Raw genomic sequence first — 18,911 nt, forward strand, 5'->3', positions numbered from 1 at the left:
TATCCCTCTCATTCTTAATCACGGGTATAATAGCCAGCTAATTCAAGGGGTTGTAAAAGCTCTGCCCCACGATAAACACGCATGTTGCCACCTGAAATTTCATCAATCAAAACAATTTGCGATGGATTATCTTCTGCATAACCAAATTCCAATTTAATATCATACAAATCCAAACCTTTAGCTTCTAAATCCTCTTTAATCATCTTGGTAATCGCCCGATTTAACAACACTAAACGATTGTATTGTTCCACCGTCATAATATTCAAAGCCACAAGCGCATCGGGCGTCACTAACGGGTCTTGCCGCGCATCATCCTTTAAAGTCATCTCCATATAAAAATCAAGCGGCTGCCCATCTTCAATATAAGCCCCATAACGACGAATAAATGACCCCGTTGCCTTAAAGCGTGTTATCACTTCCAAACCCAAGCCAAATACTTTCATCGGTTTAACCACCATGGTTTGCTCAGGGATATTGGAAGAGACAAAATGCGTTGCAACCCCGGCTTGATTTAACTTTTCAAAAAAATAAGTCGACATCGCCAAATTCAACTGCCCCATCCCTTCAATCGATAAGCCCACTTGATTGGCACCCGGATCAAATTGACCATCAGTCCCGGTCACATCATCCTTGAATTTCAAAGTCAACAAATCATCTGTTTGATAGATATCTTTGGTTTTACCTTGATAAATTAACTTCATTTTGCACTCCCTTTTAAAATAACTGCCGCCACGCCTGCAAAAAGTCTGAACGCAACACCTCCGAAACCCCAGCTTGCGTCAAAGTAAAATGCCCCATCTTACGCTGCTCTTTGGCTTCACCCTTATCATACACATGCACCATCGCTTCCGGAAACGCCTCTATCACCGCCTCAATTTGCGGCATATGTTGACCCAATATATTCACCATCAAACTATCTTCCCACAAATAAATATCTCTGATAGGACGACCCGTTATCGCTAAAATATGTTGATCAAACTGCGATACATTGCAACCTTCCATCGAATAATGTCCCGAGTTATGCGGTCGCGGAGCCAACTCATTGGCCACAATGTCCCCATCTTGCGTCACAAAAAATTCAATGCCACACACGCCTACCAAATGCCCGGCTTCAGCAATTACCGTCGCTTGATCCACAATTTTGGCTAAAACAGCCGCATCAAAATCACCTGTCACTAACGACGTACACAAGACCCCATGAATATGCTCATTCACACTTGGCGGAAACACTTTAACCGCCCCCTGCAAATCGCGGGCCACGATAACCGACACCTCATAAGCAAATTCACAAAACGCTTCCAAAATGAGTGGTTGCTTAGCTAAACTAGCCTCAATCGCATCCCAATCCGCTTGGCCATCCAACAAAAACTGCCCCTTGCCGTCGTAACCCCAGCGCGTTGTCTTTAAAACCCCACGATCCTCACGACTTAAATCCTCTTTTGAATAAATACCTCTGAACGACACCGTCGGTACTCCAATGGCATTCAACCAGTTTTTTTCCTTAAGCCGATCTTGGGAGGTTAACAACAAGTGTGTGCCTTGGGGCAAATAACTATTAGCCGCTAAGCGATCTAATAAAGTCCCATCAATATTTTCAAATTCATAGGTGACAACATCTACCGATTGGACAAAAGCCAACAACTGATCATGATCTGAAAAATCAGCAACGGTATAGCTGTTAGCCACCGCAAAGCCACATGATTGGGGGTTGGGATCATACATCGCTACCCGATAGCCCATTTTTTGAGCCGATTGCGCAAGCATTTTGCCTAACTGGCCCGCCCCTATGATCCCAATCGTCGCGCCAGGTAAAAGTACGTTAGTCATACAACTGATCACTACTTTCTAAAGCGGCTAAATGTTGTCTTTCTTGAAAGTCTGTTAAGGCTAATTCAACCTCGACTTGTGTCACCGCTAAAATTCTGGCTGCCATTAAAGCAGCGTTTTTTGCTCCTGCAGGTCCAATCGCCATCGTGGCTACCGGTACGCCGGCAGGCATTTGAACAATCGAAAGGAGCGAATCTTGTCCACTTAAAGCACTCGATTTAATTGGGACCCCAATGACGGGTAAAGTGGTACTTGAAGCAATCATCCCCGGTAAGTGGGCCGCACCACCAGCCCCGGCAATGATGACTTTATAGCCTTCTTTACGCGCTGTTTCCGCAAAATTCAACATTTCATTTGGCATCCGATGTGCTGATATCACTTGGCGATCATGCGTAATACCTAATTCATCTAGGATTTCACTCGCACCACGCATTTGCTCCCAATCCGAAATACTACCCATAATGACGGCTACATCTGCTTGTTGTCGCATTTAATCCTCTCCTTTAAGTTGGCGATGACAGCCAATATCTGGTCGATAGAAGGTATCGACTGTTTCTATCTTTTCAATAGTTGCATAGGCTTTTGTTCGTGCTTCCTCTAAATCGTGTCCACTAGCTACCGCCATTAAAATCCGACCTCCACTGGAGTATAGCTGGTCGCTAGTCCCACTGACACCTGCAAAGACAATTTGCGGTAATAATTCACTAGGTATGGCAACAGGGATCTTTTTCACATAATCCCCTGGATAACCTTGGGCAGCTAACACAATCCCCAGCAGGGTTTGACTAGCGATATTTATTTGAAGGGGTTGTTGGTTTAAATGGGCGGTTACAATTTCATAAAAATCGGTGGTCAGGGTCGGTAGTAAAACTTGTGTTTCAGGGTCGCCGAGGCGAGTGTTGAACTCGATGACTTTAGGGCCGCTGGCGGTCATGATTAGGCCTGAATATAAAACGCCGGTAAAGGGTGTGCCTTGGGCGACCATTTGTTGGGCCACAGGTTTCACAACGGTGTCAATCACTTGCTGGTTCAGAGCGTCGTCCACCCACGGGACAGGCGCAAAAGCCCCCATACCTCCGGTATTGAGCCCCGTATCGTTGGCGGCAACTCGTTTGTAATCACACGCACTGCCCAGAGCGAGAATGTGTTCCTCATTGACTAGGCTAAAGTGAGAAAACTCTGTACCTACCAAAAATTCTTCGATTAAAACGGCTTTTTGATTGTGTAGCATCATTTGGTCAAGGGTCAAGTGTGCTTCGTCCATGCTTTCAGGAATAACCACGCCCTTACCAGCCATTAAACCATCGGCTTTAATGACAAAAGGTAGCCCTAAATCTTGACAGTAGGTTTTGGCTTGGGTAATTTGGTCGGCGGTAAAATAGTGATATTGAGCCGTTTGAACACCGGCTTCAGCCATCACCTTTTTAGCAAACCATTTAGAATTTTCCAGTTGGGCGGCTTCTTTGGTCGGTCCGACGATAGCGAGCTTTTCTTGGTTAAAATAATCCACGATACCTGTTTCGAGCGGTTGTTCGGGACCAACAAAAGTTAAGGCAATGTCATTTTCCTTAACAAATGCAGCTAATTGCTCGAATGCTTGGATGTTGATGTCAACACATTCGATGGGGGTCGCGTGCTTGGCGTTATCTAATTCCATGCCGGGGTTGCCAGGCGCGACGAATACTTTTTCAACCTTTTGACTGTCTCTAAAAGCCCGTGCAATCGCGTGTTCACGCCCACCGGAACCAATCACCAATATTTTTTTGTTCATGGTTTAATTAGTCACCTTTCTTAATGTCTAAAATGACGGATGCCCGTTGTAACCATAGCCATATCAGCTTGATCGCAGACAGCAACCGAATCTTCATCGTGAATCGAACCACCAGGTTGAATAATGGCTGTAATCCCATGTTGGTGAGCTAATTCAGCCGTATCCGCCATCGGTAGAAAGGCATCACTCGCCATAACAAACACATCATTTCTTAAGTCCGCCGCCTTTTCTTCGGCTTGTTTTAACGCAATTTCAGCAGCACCGACACGATTCATTTGACCCGCGCCAATACCTAAAGTCATATAGTCATTGGTGACCACAATGGCATTACTCATAACATGTTTGACCACTTTCATACCAAAATTCATGGCCGCTTGTTCTTTAGCGGTTGGTTGACGTTTAGTCGGCGTGTCCCAAGTTGTAGGCATCGTTTGATAACTATCCTTAACGAGTTCATCAGAAGCATCCGCATCTTGAACTAATAAGCCTCCTGTAACCGACACATATTCTTCTTGATAACTGTCTTCTGCTTGCGTAAAATCAACGGTTAATAACCGTAAATTTTTCTTACGTTGTAAGTGAGTGAAGGCATCGGCTTCAAATTCTGGCGCAATAATAATTTCTAAGAAAATATCACTGAAGCGCTTGGCTAAGGCAAGCGTTACGGGACGATTTACCACCACAATCCCACCATAAATAGAGACGGAATCTGCTTGGTAGCAACGCTCAAAAGCTGTTTCAATCGTATCGGCTACCGCTACCCCACATGGATTCATGTGTTTGAGTGCGACAGCAACAGGTTCGGTGAATTCACGCGCAATTTTTATGGCAGCATCCGCATCTTTTAAGTTGTTATAAGACAAGGCTTTGCCATGCAGTTGTTGGGCAGCGCCAATGGAAAAAGCAGGGGGATTGATTTGTTTATAAAAACTAGCACTTTGATGGCCATTCTCACCATAACGTAAGCTTTGACGGTCTGAAAAAGTGAGCGTTTTATGTTCCCATGGATGGGATTCAAAGTCAGTCGTTTGATTGAATTGAGTCAGGTAATCAGCAATTAAAGTGTCATAATGTGAGGTTAACTGGAAGACTTTAGCAGCTAAATATTGTCTAAATTCAAAGTTCGTTTGCCCTTTAGTTTCTAGTTGATTGATAAAGGTAGCGTAGTCCGCAGGGTCGGTAACGACCGTTACACTTTGATAATTTTTAGCGGCTGAGCGTAGCATCGATGGTCCACCGATGTCAATGTTTTCAATCGCATCAGCTAAAGTGACCTCTTTTTTTGTAATGGTTTCTTTGAAGGGATATAAATTAACAATCACATAATCAATCAGACGGATATGGTGGTTTTTAGCAGCTTCCATATGGGCTGGGTTATTTCTTAAAGCCAATAAACCTCCATGAATTTTTGGATGTAAGGTTTTCACCCGTCCATCCATCATTTCAGGAAAACCGGTGTAATGATCAACTGATTCAACCGGTAAACCGGAGGCTTCAATTGTTTTATAGGTACCTCCTGTTGACAGTAACTTAATGCCTTGATTATTTAAGGCTTTGGCAACTTCTAAAATATTCGTCTTGTCCGATACACTCAGTAAAGCATACTGTGTCATTTATCCATCTTTCCTTTCTCAATCAAAGTTTGTAATGCGGCGGGGTATAAACGATGTTCTATGGCATGGATGGCTGCTTCTAGTTCTGCAAGCGTGGCTTCTTGGGGAATGGCTAAACTTTCTTGTGCGATAATTTCACCGGTATCAATACCGGCATCGACAAAATGAATGGTGACACCCGTTTGAGCAACGCCTGCTTCATAAGCATCTTGGATGCCGTGACGACCAGGAAATTCAGGTAAGAGTGAAGGATGAATATTAATAATCCGCTTAGGATAAGCCTCCAATAAAGTGTCCCCAATAATCCGCATAAAGCCGGCTAAGACAATTAAGTCTGTTTGATGGGCTTGTAAAAAGGCGAGTATGTGTTCTTCCCATGCTTGCCGATGAGGGCAGGCACTAGGTGGTAGAACTAATGTCGGTATTTGCGCTTGTTGAGCTTTATCAATCACGGCTGCTTGCGGATTATCACATACGAGACAAACGAGGGTTGCATCCAGACGCCCTTCTTCAACCGCGGTAATTAGCGCTTGAACATTAGACCCGGTACCTGAAGCAAATAACGCAATATTCATTTGACCTTAGCCCTCATTTTCTTCAAAAATTAGGCGAATGGTTTCTTTAGCAGCGTTAGCTTGGGCTTCTTGGGCTTCCATTTGACCGATAATCACAGCCTGGTCAATCGCTTGTATAACCTCATCCACTTGATCGGGTGCAACGGCTAAAACCATGCCGATACCCATATTAAAGACATGAAACATTTCTTGGGTTGCTAACTGGCCTAAAGTTTGGAGTTCTTTAAAAATAAAGGGACGCTCCCAAGTTCTTGTGTCAATCACCGCCGTTAGCGCTTGATTAAACATCCGCGGAACATTTTCATAAAAACCTCCACCCGTAATGTGCGCAATGCCTTTTATGATGCCTTTATTAAGCAAAGGTTGAACGTCTTTCACATAAATAGTGGTTGGCGTCAACAAGTGATCTAAAAGAGATTGGCCGTCAGACATCGTTTGGTCTAATTGATAGGCATGGTCTTTAAAGAAAATTTTGCGAACTAACGAATAGCCGTTGGAATGAATGCCTGAACTTGGTAAGCCAATGAGGACATCGCCCGCTTCTACTTGCGATCCGTCGAGTAACTGTTTTTCATCCGCTACGCCGACACAAAAGCCAGCTAAATCAAATTCATCTTCTGCATATAAATCAGGCATTTCTGCCGTTTCGCCACCCACTAAAGCCGCTCCAGCTTGCACACAGCCTTCGGCTACACCGGCTACAATTTGTTCGATTTTTTCAGGGTCAGTTGCTCCAACCGCTAAGTAATCAAGGAAAAATAAAGGTTGGGCACCTTGAGCTAAAATATCATTCACACACATAGCGACTGCATCGATGCCAATCGTATCCAGTTTGCCCGATTGTTGTGCCAGTAAGATTTTGGTTCCAACACCATCCGTGCCACTGACTAAAACAGGTTGTTGATAATCAGCGATATTTAGTTTGAAAAGGGCACCAAAACTCCCTAATTGATTCATAACTTCCGGACGATGGGTTCGTTGCACATGTTTTTTCATGCGTTCAACCGCGTCATAACCTTTTTCAATATTCACACCTGCTTGTTGGTATGCGTTACTCATCTCGAAATTCTCCTTTTAATATTTTTTTCTGTAAAGGGGTCAAACTGGCTTCAAATTCTTCTTGGTAATCGCCAATACTAGCTGGATATTGACCTAAGTAAGCGTCGAGCGAAATGCCTTGGTTAGGTGCTTGGGTAAAAGGACTATGGATACTGTCAACTAAACCTTCAATGGAAAGAAAACCTAAGGAATCACTACCAAATAATTCGTTGAGTTCTGGAACCGTATAATTTGCGGCAATCAATTCGCTGGTATGAGTGGTATTGACGCCATAATAATTAGGAAATCGAATCGCCGGACTAGCAATTCTAAGATGGATGGCCTTGGCACCAGCGTCGCGTAAAATTTTCACCAAATGCTTAACCGTCGTGCCCCGCACAATCGAATCATCCACCAAGACAATTTCTTTGCCTTTTATCAGTGAATTCACCGCCGATAATTTGTAACGCACCCCTTGTTCACGTAATTCCTGGGTGGGTTGAATAAAAGTCCGTCCAATATATTGGTGCTTAATTAGCCCAATTTCATAAGGTAAATGATGGGCTTCCGCATAACCACTCGCCGCTGATAAAGATGAATTAGGCACACCGATAACGATATCGGCCGTTGGTGTCGGTTTTTCTTGAGCTAAACGCCGCCCCATCTGCTTACGCGCCGCATGCACATTGACCCCTGCAATATCTGAATCCGGTCTCGAAAAATAAATAAATTCCATCGGTTCTAAGGCAATTTGGGTGTTGCTGGCGTATGGGTAGATGTGATAGCCTTGATCGTTAATGACCACATATTCACCCGGGCCTAACTCGGTCACATAAGTAGCCCCAATCGAAGATAAAGCACTTGTTTCACTCGCTAATAAATACGACCCATTGGCCAATTGACCAATCACCAATGGCCGGAAGCTATGTCGATCTACCGCTCCATATAAACCATCATTGGTTAAAAGGCAAAAATTAAACCCGCCTTCTAATTGTTGTAATGATTCTTCGAGCGACCCTTGGAAAGAATCCGCCTTGGAACGTCGAATTAAATGAATTAACAGCTCAGCCGCTGAATTGGTTGAAAAAACAGCTCCGTCATTTTCAAGTTTTTGCCGAATCGTCAAAGCTTGCGTCAAATTTCCATTATGACAAATAGCAATCGATTGATTATTAAAATGAAACAACAAGGGCTGAATATTGGAATCATCCCGTTGATCACTTTGCGTCGCTGAACGTATTTGCCCCACAGCACTATTGCCTGTTAAAGCCTCTAATTTTTCTTTTGTTGAAAACACATAATTAATTAATCCATGACCACGATGCGCCTTAAATGTCTCTCCATCACTTGTCACAATCCCGGCACTCGTTTGCCCCCGATGTTGCAAGGCGTGTAACCCAAAGTATGTCATCTGATTGGCTAATGGATGATTCCAAATACCAAATAAGCCGCCAGATTCAACAACACTATCAATCCCTCTGAAATCTGTCGCGGCCGTTTTGGTATGTTCCATCATTTCTTTCACATTTTCACTCCCCGTTTAACTTTCTGACACTAAGATACAATTAATCTGCTATGAAAACAAGTGATTGACGAACAAAATGAAAATTGAAAACACAAACGTTCGGATTTTCTTTTTTAATAAATATCATTGCAGTTTGAGAGGGGTGGTGCTTGGGTTGATGGGGTTGGTGGTTGATGGGGTTGGTGGTTGGTTTCAGGTCAAATTATGGTTAATCTAGCGGGTAGTCGTTAGGTTCGTGCTAGCATGGGACATGCGAGGAGTAGAAAGCAACGTAAAATGGCTAGTTAAAAAGCAAAAATCACCTTTATTATCAGTTTATCAATAGTCGACCCCTTCACATTTCCGGAAGTGGAATATGTTGGGTGAGTTTGTTCCACTTAGTCAGCAAATGTGACTAGAAACCGTCGACCGTCAGTCTATAATATCCCACCTATAGAAGAAATTCACAATAATTATTAGATAAATACTTAATCTGGCCATTGCTCTATTAGCAGTGGTCAGATTAAGCATTTTAAATTAGAAATTCCTGCAAAAATATCAAAACGCATTATACACACCTAAAATTTTAAGTTTTACATCTCTACTATACTTCAAATTTTATATTTTTACATTCTCAACGCTACACCTACTTACACATAAACTTAACGTCTTTAAGTTCTAAATACGCCCATAAAGCAAAAAGCTTCATATGAAGTATACAACCTCATATGAAGCTCACCACACTACTATATAACTTCTACTTGCCATTCTTTTAACATTTTTGCTCTCAACGGTTCTTGAATCATTTGCAAGACTTCGTTAGCAGTCAACGCATCAGGCTCATCTGCCCAAATGCAGAAATAGCTACCTAAAACTTCAACCTCTTCAACCGCTTCAACGACTTGACCCCCAGAAAACACATTAACATCCCATCCCTCCATAATCTTCTCAGAAATTGGATAAGTATAACCTGCATGTTCTCCAAGTACAAAATAGAAAAAGTTATCATTAAAATTCAACACTTTATAACCACCATCGATGAAATCTTCAACCGGAGCCATCGCTTTATGCCACTTAGTCCAATAAGTAATTTCCAAGTCTGCATCCAATTCAATCCGAGCTGATTGATCCAACCGTAACAAGCCATCGTTCCATACACGTGGCACAAAACCCGCTGCCTTCACAAAGGCGGACATTTGGTTGATATAATCAATGTAAGTATCCACTGCTGTATAAGCTTCACCCCACTGCGCTACAGCATATTCTGTCAATTTTGGATACGCATGGATTTTCTCGAAATTGACAAACTCATCAGCCCCTATATGGAAGTACGGTGCATCCGCAAACAAGTCAAAATATTCGCTATACAATGCCTTCACAGCCTCAATAGCGGCTGGATTAGTGATATCCAAAGCACCTAAATCCAAATGCGAGAAAAGTTCACCATCCGTTAACCGCCAATCAGGAAACTGCTTTAAAAACTGACGTAAATGCCCTGGTCCATCGATTTCAGGGTACACCGTAATCCCGCGTTCGCCCGCATAAGCAATTATCTCCTTTACTTCAGCTTTCGACAGAAATTCATCCGACACAATTTCCGGAAAAACCTCCGATTCAATACGAAAACCTTCATTTTCAGAAAAGTGCAATTGCAAGAAATTCATATTATTCGCCTGCATGATATCAAGCAAACTAAATACCTCTGCTTGTCGATAAAACTTCCGTCCGCAATCCAAAGAAAGTCCCCGCTCACTTTGTTTGGCTTTAACTAAGTAATTCCCCTCAGCTAATTCCGTTTCTAAATTATAAAGCCAGTTAGTCCCATAGGTTAACTGTTTTTCAGTTGGCGCAAAAACTTTCACCGTGTCACGCGCAACCTCGATACGAAAAGCATCAGCTATTTCTGAAAAGCCTTCGGCTGTCAATACTAACTCAATTTTCCAGGGATATTTATTATATATGGTCATCAAAAGTTACTCCTTATCTTGAACGTCAACTATTTGAAAGGCTGACCAAGGATGCATGTTTTCAAACAAAATATGATCATCCGCTACGATGTGACCTACGACATTGACGCGCTCATCGGCGGGCATTTCTTGCAAGGCGATTTGCATTTCACCTTTGTAGCGCAAGTAGTTGCTGTTATTCACGATGACATCACCTGCGTGAATGGTTTGATTGGTATGGGCAGGGATGTCAGCCGTTTTATACAACTCCCGCATCCATGAAGAGCGGATCATATAATCCGAATGATCCCCACGGTATGAATGTAAATTATTTAATATAATTTCGCGTTCAATCGCTGTTGCTTCTGCGTTAAATACCATGCGCAACGTTGTATGCAAGGCGTTGAAAGCTTCTGCAGCTAAACGCAACTCATCATCAGAGGCATAGGCATTAGCTATGACGATATCGTCAATCGCATCCACTAATTTCAAATGCTTCACTTGACTCACTAGGTCCATGGTGCGATGCATTTCCAAAGTACATAAACCATCCGGCATCGGCCAAGGCCCAAAAGTTGCAGCTTGTGAATTAACAAAAGCCATGGTACGCAAGTTATATTGTTTGAAAATGGCATTACATTGATTAAAATGTGCTAAGCCTAAGCCACTAAAGCGATGTGGATAAAAATTATGCGAACCTATTAACTGACTTTTATCTGGAGAATACGACATAATGGCGTCCAGATGACGCGTGCCTTGACTCATATTTAATTCAATGCTTAAGCCCAAGGCATTGTGGGTCATGCGGGCTTCGTCCACCGCGGAAGTTTCATTATCTAAGCGAATAATATCTGCCCCCATTTCAGTGAAGGTCTCCAACTTTGAACTATCCACGCCCATCTGGGTTAAAACATGTGGGTTCACATCAATTCCGACTTCATAGCCTAGATATTTCGCGTATGTTAAAGTATCTAAGAACTGTTGAAATCCCTTGCCTTCCGTGTCACTGGCATCTAATTGTAACAAACTTAAAAACAACCGTTCATAACCATAGTTCTTTGCGCGTTCTAAATAGGCTTTATCTGCTTCAAAGGTCGATTGTTCGGGATATAAAGATATACCTAATTTACCCATATTCATACCATCCTCTTTCAAATATAAATAAATAAAAGCTCGCTTTAGGATCATCCAAAGCAAGCTTAAGTTTTCAAACATTAAACTGTTGCTGATAATTCACCGCAGCCCCAATTAAATTGGCTCGATTATCAAAATAACAACTTTGAATATCAAACGTTAAATCGGTCAAGCGCTGTTTGATCAACATGTCTTGAACGCGTACAGCAATGGCTTCAGCAAAATCTGGTCGTGCTGAAACGCCTCCACCTAGCAAAACTAAATCCGGATCAATAGTGACCAAAGTATTGAAAACCCCTCTAGCAATATAATCATAAAATAAATGCACACTCTGACGCGCAGTATCATCGCCTTTGTCATACAAGTCGAAAATACCCAGTCCGTCAATAGGGGTATTTATTTGGTGGGTGGTTGTGTATTCTTGAACCATACGGGCGGTTGAACCAATGTCACTTAGCATAATATCATTTTCCATCAAAAGACATCCCAGTTCACCCGCATAAAGATTGCGTCCCTTCAACAATTTGCCATCAATCATAATAGCGCCACCGATACCCGTACCAATCACCATTAACGCTACATTGGACTGCCCTTTTGCATGACCAAATTGATGTTCAGCCAACAAAGCACACTTGGCATCATTTTCCACGCTAACTGGCAACTGGAATTGTTGCGTTAAAGCATCCGTCATTGAAAAACCATGAATATAGGGTACAGAACTAGCACCACCAATCCAACCGGTTTGGGTATTGACAATCCCAGGAAAACTACAAGCAATACCTGTAATCGTCCTGTCAACCGTATCAATCAATTTTGCGAGGAGCGCCAAAAACGCCTCCCAGGTCTTGGGCGTGGGAACCGCATGATGACTTACGAGTCCATCATCCGCCCACAATCCATACTTAACCAACGTACCACCAATATCAAGGGTCAACAAACTCATATAATATAACCTTTCTGGCTCAAATCAATCAAACGGGTTTGACGAATAAAACTCGACGCAGCCCCAATCAAATTCGCATGGTTATAATATTTACACGCAAGAATATCACTTTTCAGCAACGGTACTCCATGCTTACGCAACAGCCCTTTAACCCCTTCTTGAACCCCTCGAATAAATATCGCATTTTTAGACACAGCGCCGCCGATTAAAATCCGTTCTGGATTCAACATGACAATGAGATTGTAAACGCCTTGCGACATGTATTTATAAAAGCGGTCAACACTCCTTTGGGCATTTTCATCTCCTTGACCAGCTAATTCAAAGATTCGTTCCCCATCAGCATTGGGTTCAGCATTCTCGAGGTCACGATAATAATCAACCAAACGTCCTGTACTCCCTTTTTCACTAAAGGTATTTTCTTCATTAACCATCATCAAACCAAATTCACCGGCTGCAAAGTTGACCCCGTGGACGATTTCATTATTAATGACAACCGTGCCACCAATCCCTGTCCCCACAACAATAACGGCAATATTGTTCACATCTTTTGCATGCCCTCGGTCCAATTCTGCAATACAGGCGCAATTGGCATCATTTTCCAAGGTCACGCGTACTTTCAACAAATCTTCTAATTGATCGCGAATGGGAAAATCATGGATATATGGAACGGCACTGATACCTTCAATAATTCCCCCTCTTGTATCAACCATACCTGGAACAGAAAAGCCATAGCCTAGAATTTCTTCACTCGCTGCTTTTCTTAATTGTAGGTCAATATCTTTCAATACAGCAAACAAGTCATCCAATGTTGCTGGTGTTGGAATTGTTTGAATCTCTAGTAAAGACTCCTTTTCCCATAGCCCATATTTCAAATTAGTACCGCCGATATCCACTACACCAATTCCCATTGCCTTACTCCTCTTCTAATTGTCTTAAATGTCTAATTGATTTTTCTCTATAATATCTCGTAACCAAAAACTACTTAACTTCGGAGTGCGTTCTAAATCGTTCTCCAAGTCAACACGGTAATAACCATAGCGATTCTTATACGCATTCAACCAAGACCAACAGTCAATAAAGGTCCATAAATGATAGCCAAAACAATTGGAACCTTCTTCAATGGATTTTAACAACCAACTTAAATGATCGCGAATAAATTCAATTCGATAAGTATCTTGCACAATGCCCGATTCATCAATGAAGCGCTCTTCCTCGGCCACTCCCATACCATTCTCTGAAATAAACCATGGAATATTACCATAATCATTTTTAATACGCATCGCAATATCATAAATCCCTTTTTCATAAATTTCCCAACCACGATAGGGATTCATCTTTTTCTCTGGCCAATCATAACTAGCATATAACGAAGACGGGCGTTCTAGTGTCAGAGCTTTTTCATCACGCGCTTTGACTCGCAAAGGTTGATAGTAATTAACCCCTAAGAAATCAATTTTCTCTTGCGTTAAGCTGGCATGATCGTCGATTAATGTTGGCATTAAATCATGTTCTTTTAAAATAGCAACTAATTCTTGGGGATATGTGTTCAAAGCAATTGGATCTAAAAGGCTACGTGTATGGAATAAGTCAGCCCAACGTTGAGCCTCTTGATCCTCAGGGGCATCACTACGTGCATAGACAGGCGATAGATTCAAAATCGTTCCAATTTTTCCATCCGAACCAACTTGTCGATATACCCGAACAGCCGCAAAATGCGCCATCAAGGTATGATAGCCTACTTGAATCGCGCGCTTGAAATCATTAACCCGCGGCCAATGTGCATCACCTAGATAGCCACATTCAATATGTACCATCGGCTCATTAAAAGTTGCCCAATATTTGACGATATCGCCAAATTCCTCAAATGCCATCTTTGCATAATAGGCAAAATGCTCAACAATCGCTGGGTTTTCCCAACCACCTAATTCCATCATCCACCAAGGCATGTCAAAATGGAATAAATTAATCACCGGCTCAATCCCTTTATCTCGCATGGTTTGGAAATAATCACGATAATAAGCCACTGCTTTTTCATTTAATGTTTTGCCATCTGGCAACAAACGCGCCCATGCAATCGATGTCCGATATGAATTCAAATTCATATCCTTCATCAATTGTACATCTTCACGATAACGATGATACACATCCGACGTTTGATCCGGTCCTACCTGATTGAAAAAAGCCTCTGGCTCCCTTTCATGCCAAACATCCCAAGTCGTCGGGCTTTTGCCATCGACATCGCTCGCGCCTTCTGTCTGAGGCGCAGAAGCTGCCGCCCCCCACCAAAAGTGCTCTGGAAATTGATTCGTCACTCTCATCGCTCCTTTTAAATAAATATCACTGCTAATTATTTCATTAGGTGGCATAGTAGAGGTGTCACTCCGCCACCAATTCTATTTGATGGCGAACTTGACCTTCCACTTCGCCACCAATTCTATTTGATGGCAGACTTGACCTCACACTCCGCCACCAAATCACAATCCTTCTAATTCAAACGCAAAGTCCGTATTTGATTAGACTCTAATTGCGTCCAATCGCTAGCTTCTTTACTAAATTCTACTAAATTCAACTCTTCCTTAACCAAATCAGCACTAATCCATTGACTCAAATCAAGGGACTCTTCGCCCGCATTCCACAAGCGAATTACCGTGTCATCAGAATAATGATGACGCTTAACAGCCGTCATCACTAATTCAGTTGGCCAAGAAGAGACATTTAATTTAGCCCCTAACTCAACCGATGCATTCACTGTATCCGCCAGCCATTGTTGCTTAGACTGACGATTAGCATAGGCTTTTAAACCGACAAAGTGCGTCATACCCCGTCTAAAGGTTTCGTTACGTTCAGCCTCACCCGACCAAGGTTGCACATACAAACGGGCAGAATATTCACCTAAGCATTGCGCTTCTGGCGTTGGAAAGTAGCCCCAGTCACCCATTTCACCGGTTGCACGCAAGAAAGTCACGGCTACTTCTGTGGCACCAAAATGGCGTTCTTCTTCAATCGACACTTCATACTCATGCAAACCATCGGTTGACAAGGTCAAACCAAATGGCACACCATCCTTCTCATTAGCTATAGCCACATTGTGACGCAATACTTGCGGATTGGCAGGATTTTCCCAAAATTCACTCACTTTGTTTGAACGCGTCACCCATTCATAAGAACTATCCGCAAAGTTATGGGTACTTTCTTCTGGTAAAACAGCTAAAATACGGAAGCGGTGATCCTTGACTTCATTATTACCACTTAATTCAACATCTAAACCGTCTTGGTAATCCGTCAAACTTAAAACCATGGTCACCGTTTGTGTCTTCAACACATGTGACCGTTGCGATTGACGATGCGCAATATCCACTACACTTTGTTGCTCATAGGTCAACAAATCATCGGCAGATTCAGGCAATTCGAACTCATAGTCCAAGACCAAACGTTGAACATGGTCGAATCGCTCCACGCGCATGTGTTGCAACTTATTAATCGAGTAATCGCGGGTCAAGTCTTGACTTTCACGGAAAATATACTCATTACCGATATCGCCTGTTTCCTCAATAATTAATTGATTCTCAAATAAATACCCCTGCTTCTTATCAAAGATATCAACCGTCCCTAATTGATTAATTGTGATTTTTAAGCGGTCATTTTCAATCGTATTACTTTCATAATCTGTCAGCACTTCTACTTCCTCATTGGCAACATCCCCCGGCACTAAGTAGAAACTCTGCCCACTTAAAGGTGCTACCTCAAGGAATGTTGCAGTGATATGAACATAACGGGCCATAAAAGGGACTCTAAAGGCATCTTTAGGTAAATCGTAATCAAAAGATGTACCGGCATCTTCAATAACGGCAGGGACATCGTTACCATCAGCATCGACTAATTTCCAAGCGCCAAACGGCTTGTCAGCCACTGTTTGGTAGGCAGCTTGTGGATATTGATCACGGAAGTATGCCCGGTCAATTTCAGCTTTAACAGTCACGGTATCGCTTTTTGGATAAGAAGTTGTATTCCAAACTTGAACTTGCGTCACTGCTCCTTCAGGTAACTCTGGCGTCTCTAAACGGTTGGTTACTAGAAAAGCCGCAATTTCTTTTTCAAGGGACTTACATAAATTCTCAACGACTTCAAAACGTCCCATCATGGCTCGGTGAACTTCATCCACACTGCAACCACAAATGCTGTCATGTGGGTAGTTCTGTAATAACAACTTCCAAGCATGATTAATAAAATCATGGGGATAGGTATAACCTAACTCAGATGCCATCACTGCCAAAGGCTCCAACACCTGCTCCAAGTAATTCGACAAATAAATACTATATTGCTTCAAATAAATCCGCGATGACGCTGTATTCGCTAAGGTATACCAACCATCAGTATCTTGCGAACGCAATTCACCCGAAACGGTCGAGAGTGAATGTTCCAAATCCTTGGGTAAAGCCTCAAAATACTCGGAAAAATTAGAGTGTACAAATTCATAATCAGGGAATAATTCATTGGCAATTTTCAAAGCCTCAGACAAATCTTTTTGAACCGGTTGGTGGTCCACCCCGTTCATCATCAACAACTGGTCAGTTGATGCATAGCGTTCTACATCACTTAATTTTTGTTGCCAAAAAGCCTGAGCAGCCTCACGTTCGACCGGAATTTCATTACCATTGGAATACCAATTAGCAAACAAAACCCCTAAAATTTCCGATTTGTCAGCCCCTCTCCAAGTCATCTCTGAAAAGGATGACTCAAAGGCTGCATTATCAGCTGTTTGATTATTAAAGCCCGTCGGTTTTACCCCACGACCATAAGCAGCATAATTCAAATCAGAATCCTTTACTAATTGCGGTGTTTGCCCCAAAATCCCAAAAGTATCTGGAAAATAACCAATGGGCTCAACTTGTGGAGCTCCCCAGCGCTCGGTTTCATAACGGCCAATCAAGCTATTCCGCACATTGGACTCGCCACTAATCAAAAAAGCATCTTGTAAAATATAATAAGGCCCCACACGCAACTGACCATTTTGAATATACTTTCTTAATAATTCCTCTTTTTCTGGACGAATCTCCAAATAATCATCTAAAATAATCGTTTGCCCGTCCAAATGGAAATATTTAAAGTCCTGATCATTTTCAAACAAATCCAAAACATCATCCATTAACTGCACTAAATGAATACGGTGCTCCTCTAACGAAATATACCATTCTCTATCCCAATGACTATGCGAAATTACATGAACTTTCTTTTTCATTCTCGACTCCTAACTCTTTAAATAAATATCACTGTCTCTTACCGTTTTACCTGTTGTCCGTAATAATCCAAAACTAACTCACAAAACATCATATTTGCCCATGAAAACCATTCGCGAGTATACTTAGTTGGATCATTCACATCAAAAGATTCGTGCATCAAATAGGTACCGCCATCAGTGTTAACTAAGGTATCTAATAATTGACGTTTTTTAGCACGGTCACTGGTGGTTAAACCTTCCATCGACAAAGCGATCGGCCAAATATATTGATCCCAAGTATGAGAACTTCCTAAACCACTGGCATAAGTCCCCTCATAGTAATAAGGATTTTCGTGACTAAAGATTAAACGACGTGTCGCTTGATATACTGGATCATCTTCTGAACAATAGCCTAAATAAGGTAAAGACAACAAACTTGGTACATTGGGATCATCCGTTAAACTATAATTCCCCAGTCCATCCACCTCATAAGCAAACACTTGGTTGCCTGCTTTATCTTCAACAATGGCATGCGCTTCAATGCCCACTTGAATTTCAGAACGCAATGTTTGGATTTTTTCTACTAATTCACTAGGTAATTTAGCCACATCAGCCAATTCAACTAAATAATCCAAAACAACTACTGCAAACATATTAGACGGCACTAAATAATGATACTCACACCGGTCATCACTCGGACGGAAACCAGACCAGGTCATACCTGTTACGGCTACTTGCGAGCCTCTCCCCTCATTGATGAGGGTATCTTCTTCGCGGTCTGTATCACGTACAAACGTATAAGGGGATTGCGTATGGTCTTGTTCAACAATCCATAAATTAACAATCGCTGTCACCCCATCAACAAAGGTCGCATTGAAGTGGTCGGTACGCCCTGTGTTTTTATACAGTAAATAAGCCAATTGAATTGGAAAACATAAGCTATCAATTTCATATTTACGTTCCCAAATCATCGGAGTCATATCGGTGTGATCATCTTGGTGGCCACTACCATCAGCGGTTCGGTTAAAAGCATTCGCATAAGGATCATGAATAATATAACGGAATTGTTGTTCAACCAAACCAGCAATAATATCTGCGATTTGTTGATCCATAGCAGCCAGTAATAAGTAGGGACGTACTTGTGCCGTCGAATCCCGTAACCACATAGCAGGAATATCACCAGTCAGAACAAAAACTGTTCCATCATCATTTATTTTCACAGTCGTTTCTAAAGTATTTAAGAAGCATTTTTTAAAAACTTCACCCCATTTAGGATTGTCTTGCGCCGTTTTGGCTACGACTTCATCAAGGTATTGATAAACTTTTTCAGATAATTGCATGG

The 18,911-nt window shown here is 42.1% G+C and carries 15 protein-coding genes; all 15 read right to left on the reverse strand.

Features of this window, described 5'->3' with window-relative positions:
- Positions 1-14: 14 nt before the first annotated feature.
- Positions 15-701, reverse strand: a complete 687-nt coding sequence (locus NRE15_RS05065; protein ID WP_313794513.1) for a phosphoribosylaminoimidazolesuccinocarboxamide synthase — start codon at positions 699-701, stop codon at positions 15-17.
- 13 nt (positions 702-714) lie between these two features.
- Positions 715-1,827: a 5-(carboxyamino)imidazole ribonucleotide synthase gene (purK, locus tag NRE15_RS05070; RefSeq protein WP_313794514.1), complete on the reverse strand. Its 1,113-nt coding sequence runs from the start codon at positions 1,825-1,827 to the stop codon at positions 715-717.
- On the reverse strand, positions 1,820-2,317 hold the full coding sequence (gene purE, locus NRE15_RS05075) for a 5-(carboxyamino)imidazole ribonucleotide mutase (RefSeq protein ID WP_313794515.1): 498 nt from the start codon (positions 2,315-2,317) through the stop codon (positions 1,820-1,822). Before purE ends, purK begins: the two co-directional genes overlap by 8 nt.
- On the reverse strand, positions 2,318-3,598 hold the full coding sequence (purD, locus tag NRE15_RS05080; protein WP_313794516.1) for a phosphoribosylamine--glycine ligase: 1,281 nt from the start codon (positions 3,596-3,598) through the stop codon (positions 2,318-2,320). It lies immediately after the preceding gene.
- Between the two features lie 20 nt (positions 3,599-3,618).
- Complete coding sequence (gene purH / locus NRE15_RS05085) at positions 3,619-5,211, reverse strand: bifunctional phosphoribosylaminoimidazolecarboxamide formyltransferase/IMP cyclohydrolase (protein WP_313794517.1); 1,593 nt, start codon at positions 5,209-5,211, stop codon at positions 3,619-3,621.
- The gene (gene purN / locus NRE15_RS05090) at positions 5,208-5,786 is read right to left on the reverse strand and encodes a phosphoribosylglycinamide formyltransferase (protein WP_313794518.1); all 579 of its coding nucleotides are present in this window, start codon (positions 5,784-5,786) and stop codon (positions 5,208-5,210) included. The genes purH and purN overlap by 4 nt, the downstream gene beginning before the upstream one ends.
- A 6-nt stretch (positions 5,787-5,792) precedes the next feature.
- Entirely contained in the window at positions 5,793-6,845 is a 1,053-nt protein-coding gene (gene purM / locus NRE15_RS05095; protein WP_313794519.1) for a phosphoribosylformylglycinamidine cyclo-ligase, read from the reverse strand.
- Complete coding sequence (purF, locus tag NRE15_RS05100; protein WP_313794951.1) at positions 6,838-8,340, reverse strand: amidophosphoribosyltransferase; 1,503 nt, start codon at positions 8,338-8,340, stop codon at positions 6,838-6,840. The genes purM and purF overlap by 8 nt, the downstream gene beginning before the upstream one ends.
- A gap of 734 nt (positions 8,341-9,074) precedes the next feature.
- Complete coding sequence (locus NRE15_RS05105) at positions 9,075-10,295, reverse strand: family 20 glycosylhydrolase (RefSeq protein WP_313794520.1); 1,221 nt, start codon at positions 10,293-10,295, stop codon at positions 9,075-9,077.
- Positions 10,296-10,301: 6 nt separating this feature from the next.
- Positions 10,302-11,408, reverse strand: coding sequence for a DUF871 domain-containing protein (locus tag NRE15_RS05110; RefSeq protein ID WP_313794952.1), 1,107 nt, complete (start codon positions 11,406-11,408; stop codon positions 10,302-10,304).
- A 73-nt stretch (positions 11,409-11,481) separates the two neighbouring features.
- Positions 11,482-12,351: an ROK family protein gene (locus NRE15_RS05115; protein ID WP_313794521.1), complete on the reverse strand. Its 870-nt coding sequence runs from the start codon at positions 12,349-12,351 to the stop codon at positions 11,482-11,484.
- Positions 12,348-13,259 (reverse strand): ROK family protein, encoded by a 912-nt coding sequence (locus tag NRE15_RS05120; RefSeq protein ID WP_313794522.1) that lies wholly within the window; start codon positions 13,257-13,259, stop codon positions 12,348-12,350. The genes NRE15_RS05115 and NRE15_RS05120 overlap by 4 nt, the downstream gene beginning before the upstream one ends.
- Positions 13,260-13,283: 24 nt before the next feature.
- Complete coding sequence (locus tag NRE15_RS05125; RefSeq protein ID WP_313794523.1) at positions 13,284-14,663, reverse strand: glycoside hydrolase family 1 protein; 1,380 nt, start codon at positions 14,661-14,663, stop codon at positions 13,284-13,286.
- A 173-nt stretch (positions 14,664-14,836) separates the two neighbouring features.
- On the reverse strand, positions 14,837-17,590 hold the full coding sequence (locus tag NRE15_RS05130) for an alpha-mannosidase (RefSeq protein WP_313794524.1): 2,754 nt from the start codon (positions 17,588-17,590) through the stop codon (positions 14,837-14,839).
- Between the two features lie 38 nt (positions 17,591-17,628).
- Positions 17,629-18,909 carry a glycoside hydrolase family 125 protein gene (locus NRE15_RS05135; RefSeq protein WP_313794525.1) on the reverse strand — a complete coding sequence of 427 codons (1,281 nt, stop codon included), beginning with the start codon at positions 18,907-18,909 and terminating at the stop codon, positions 17,629-17,631.
- Between the last annotated feature and the right edge of the window lie 2 nt (positions 18,910-18,911).

Origin of the sequence: Fundicoccus culcitae (genome assembly GCF_024661895.1) — a bacterium.
In the GTDB taxonomy this organism is placed as follows: Bacteria; Bacillota; Bacilli; order Lactobacillales; family Aerococcaceae; genus Fundicoccus_A; species Fundicoccus_A culcitae.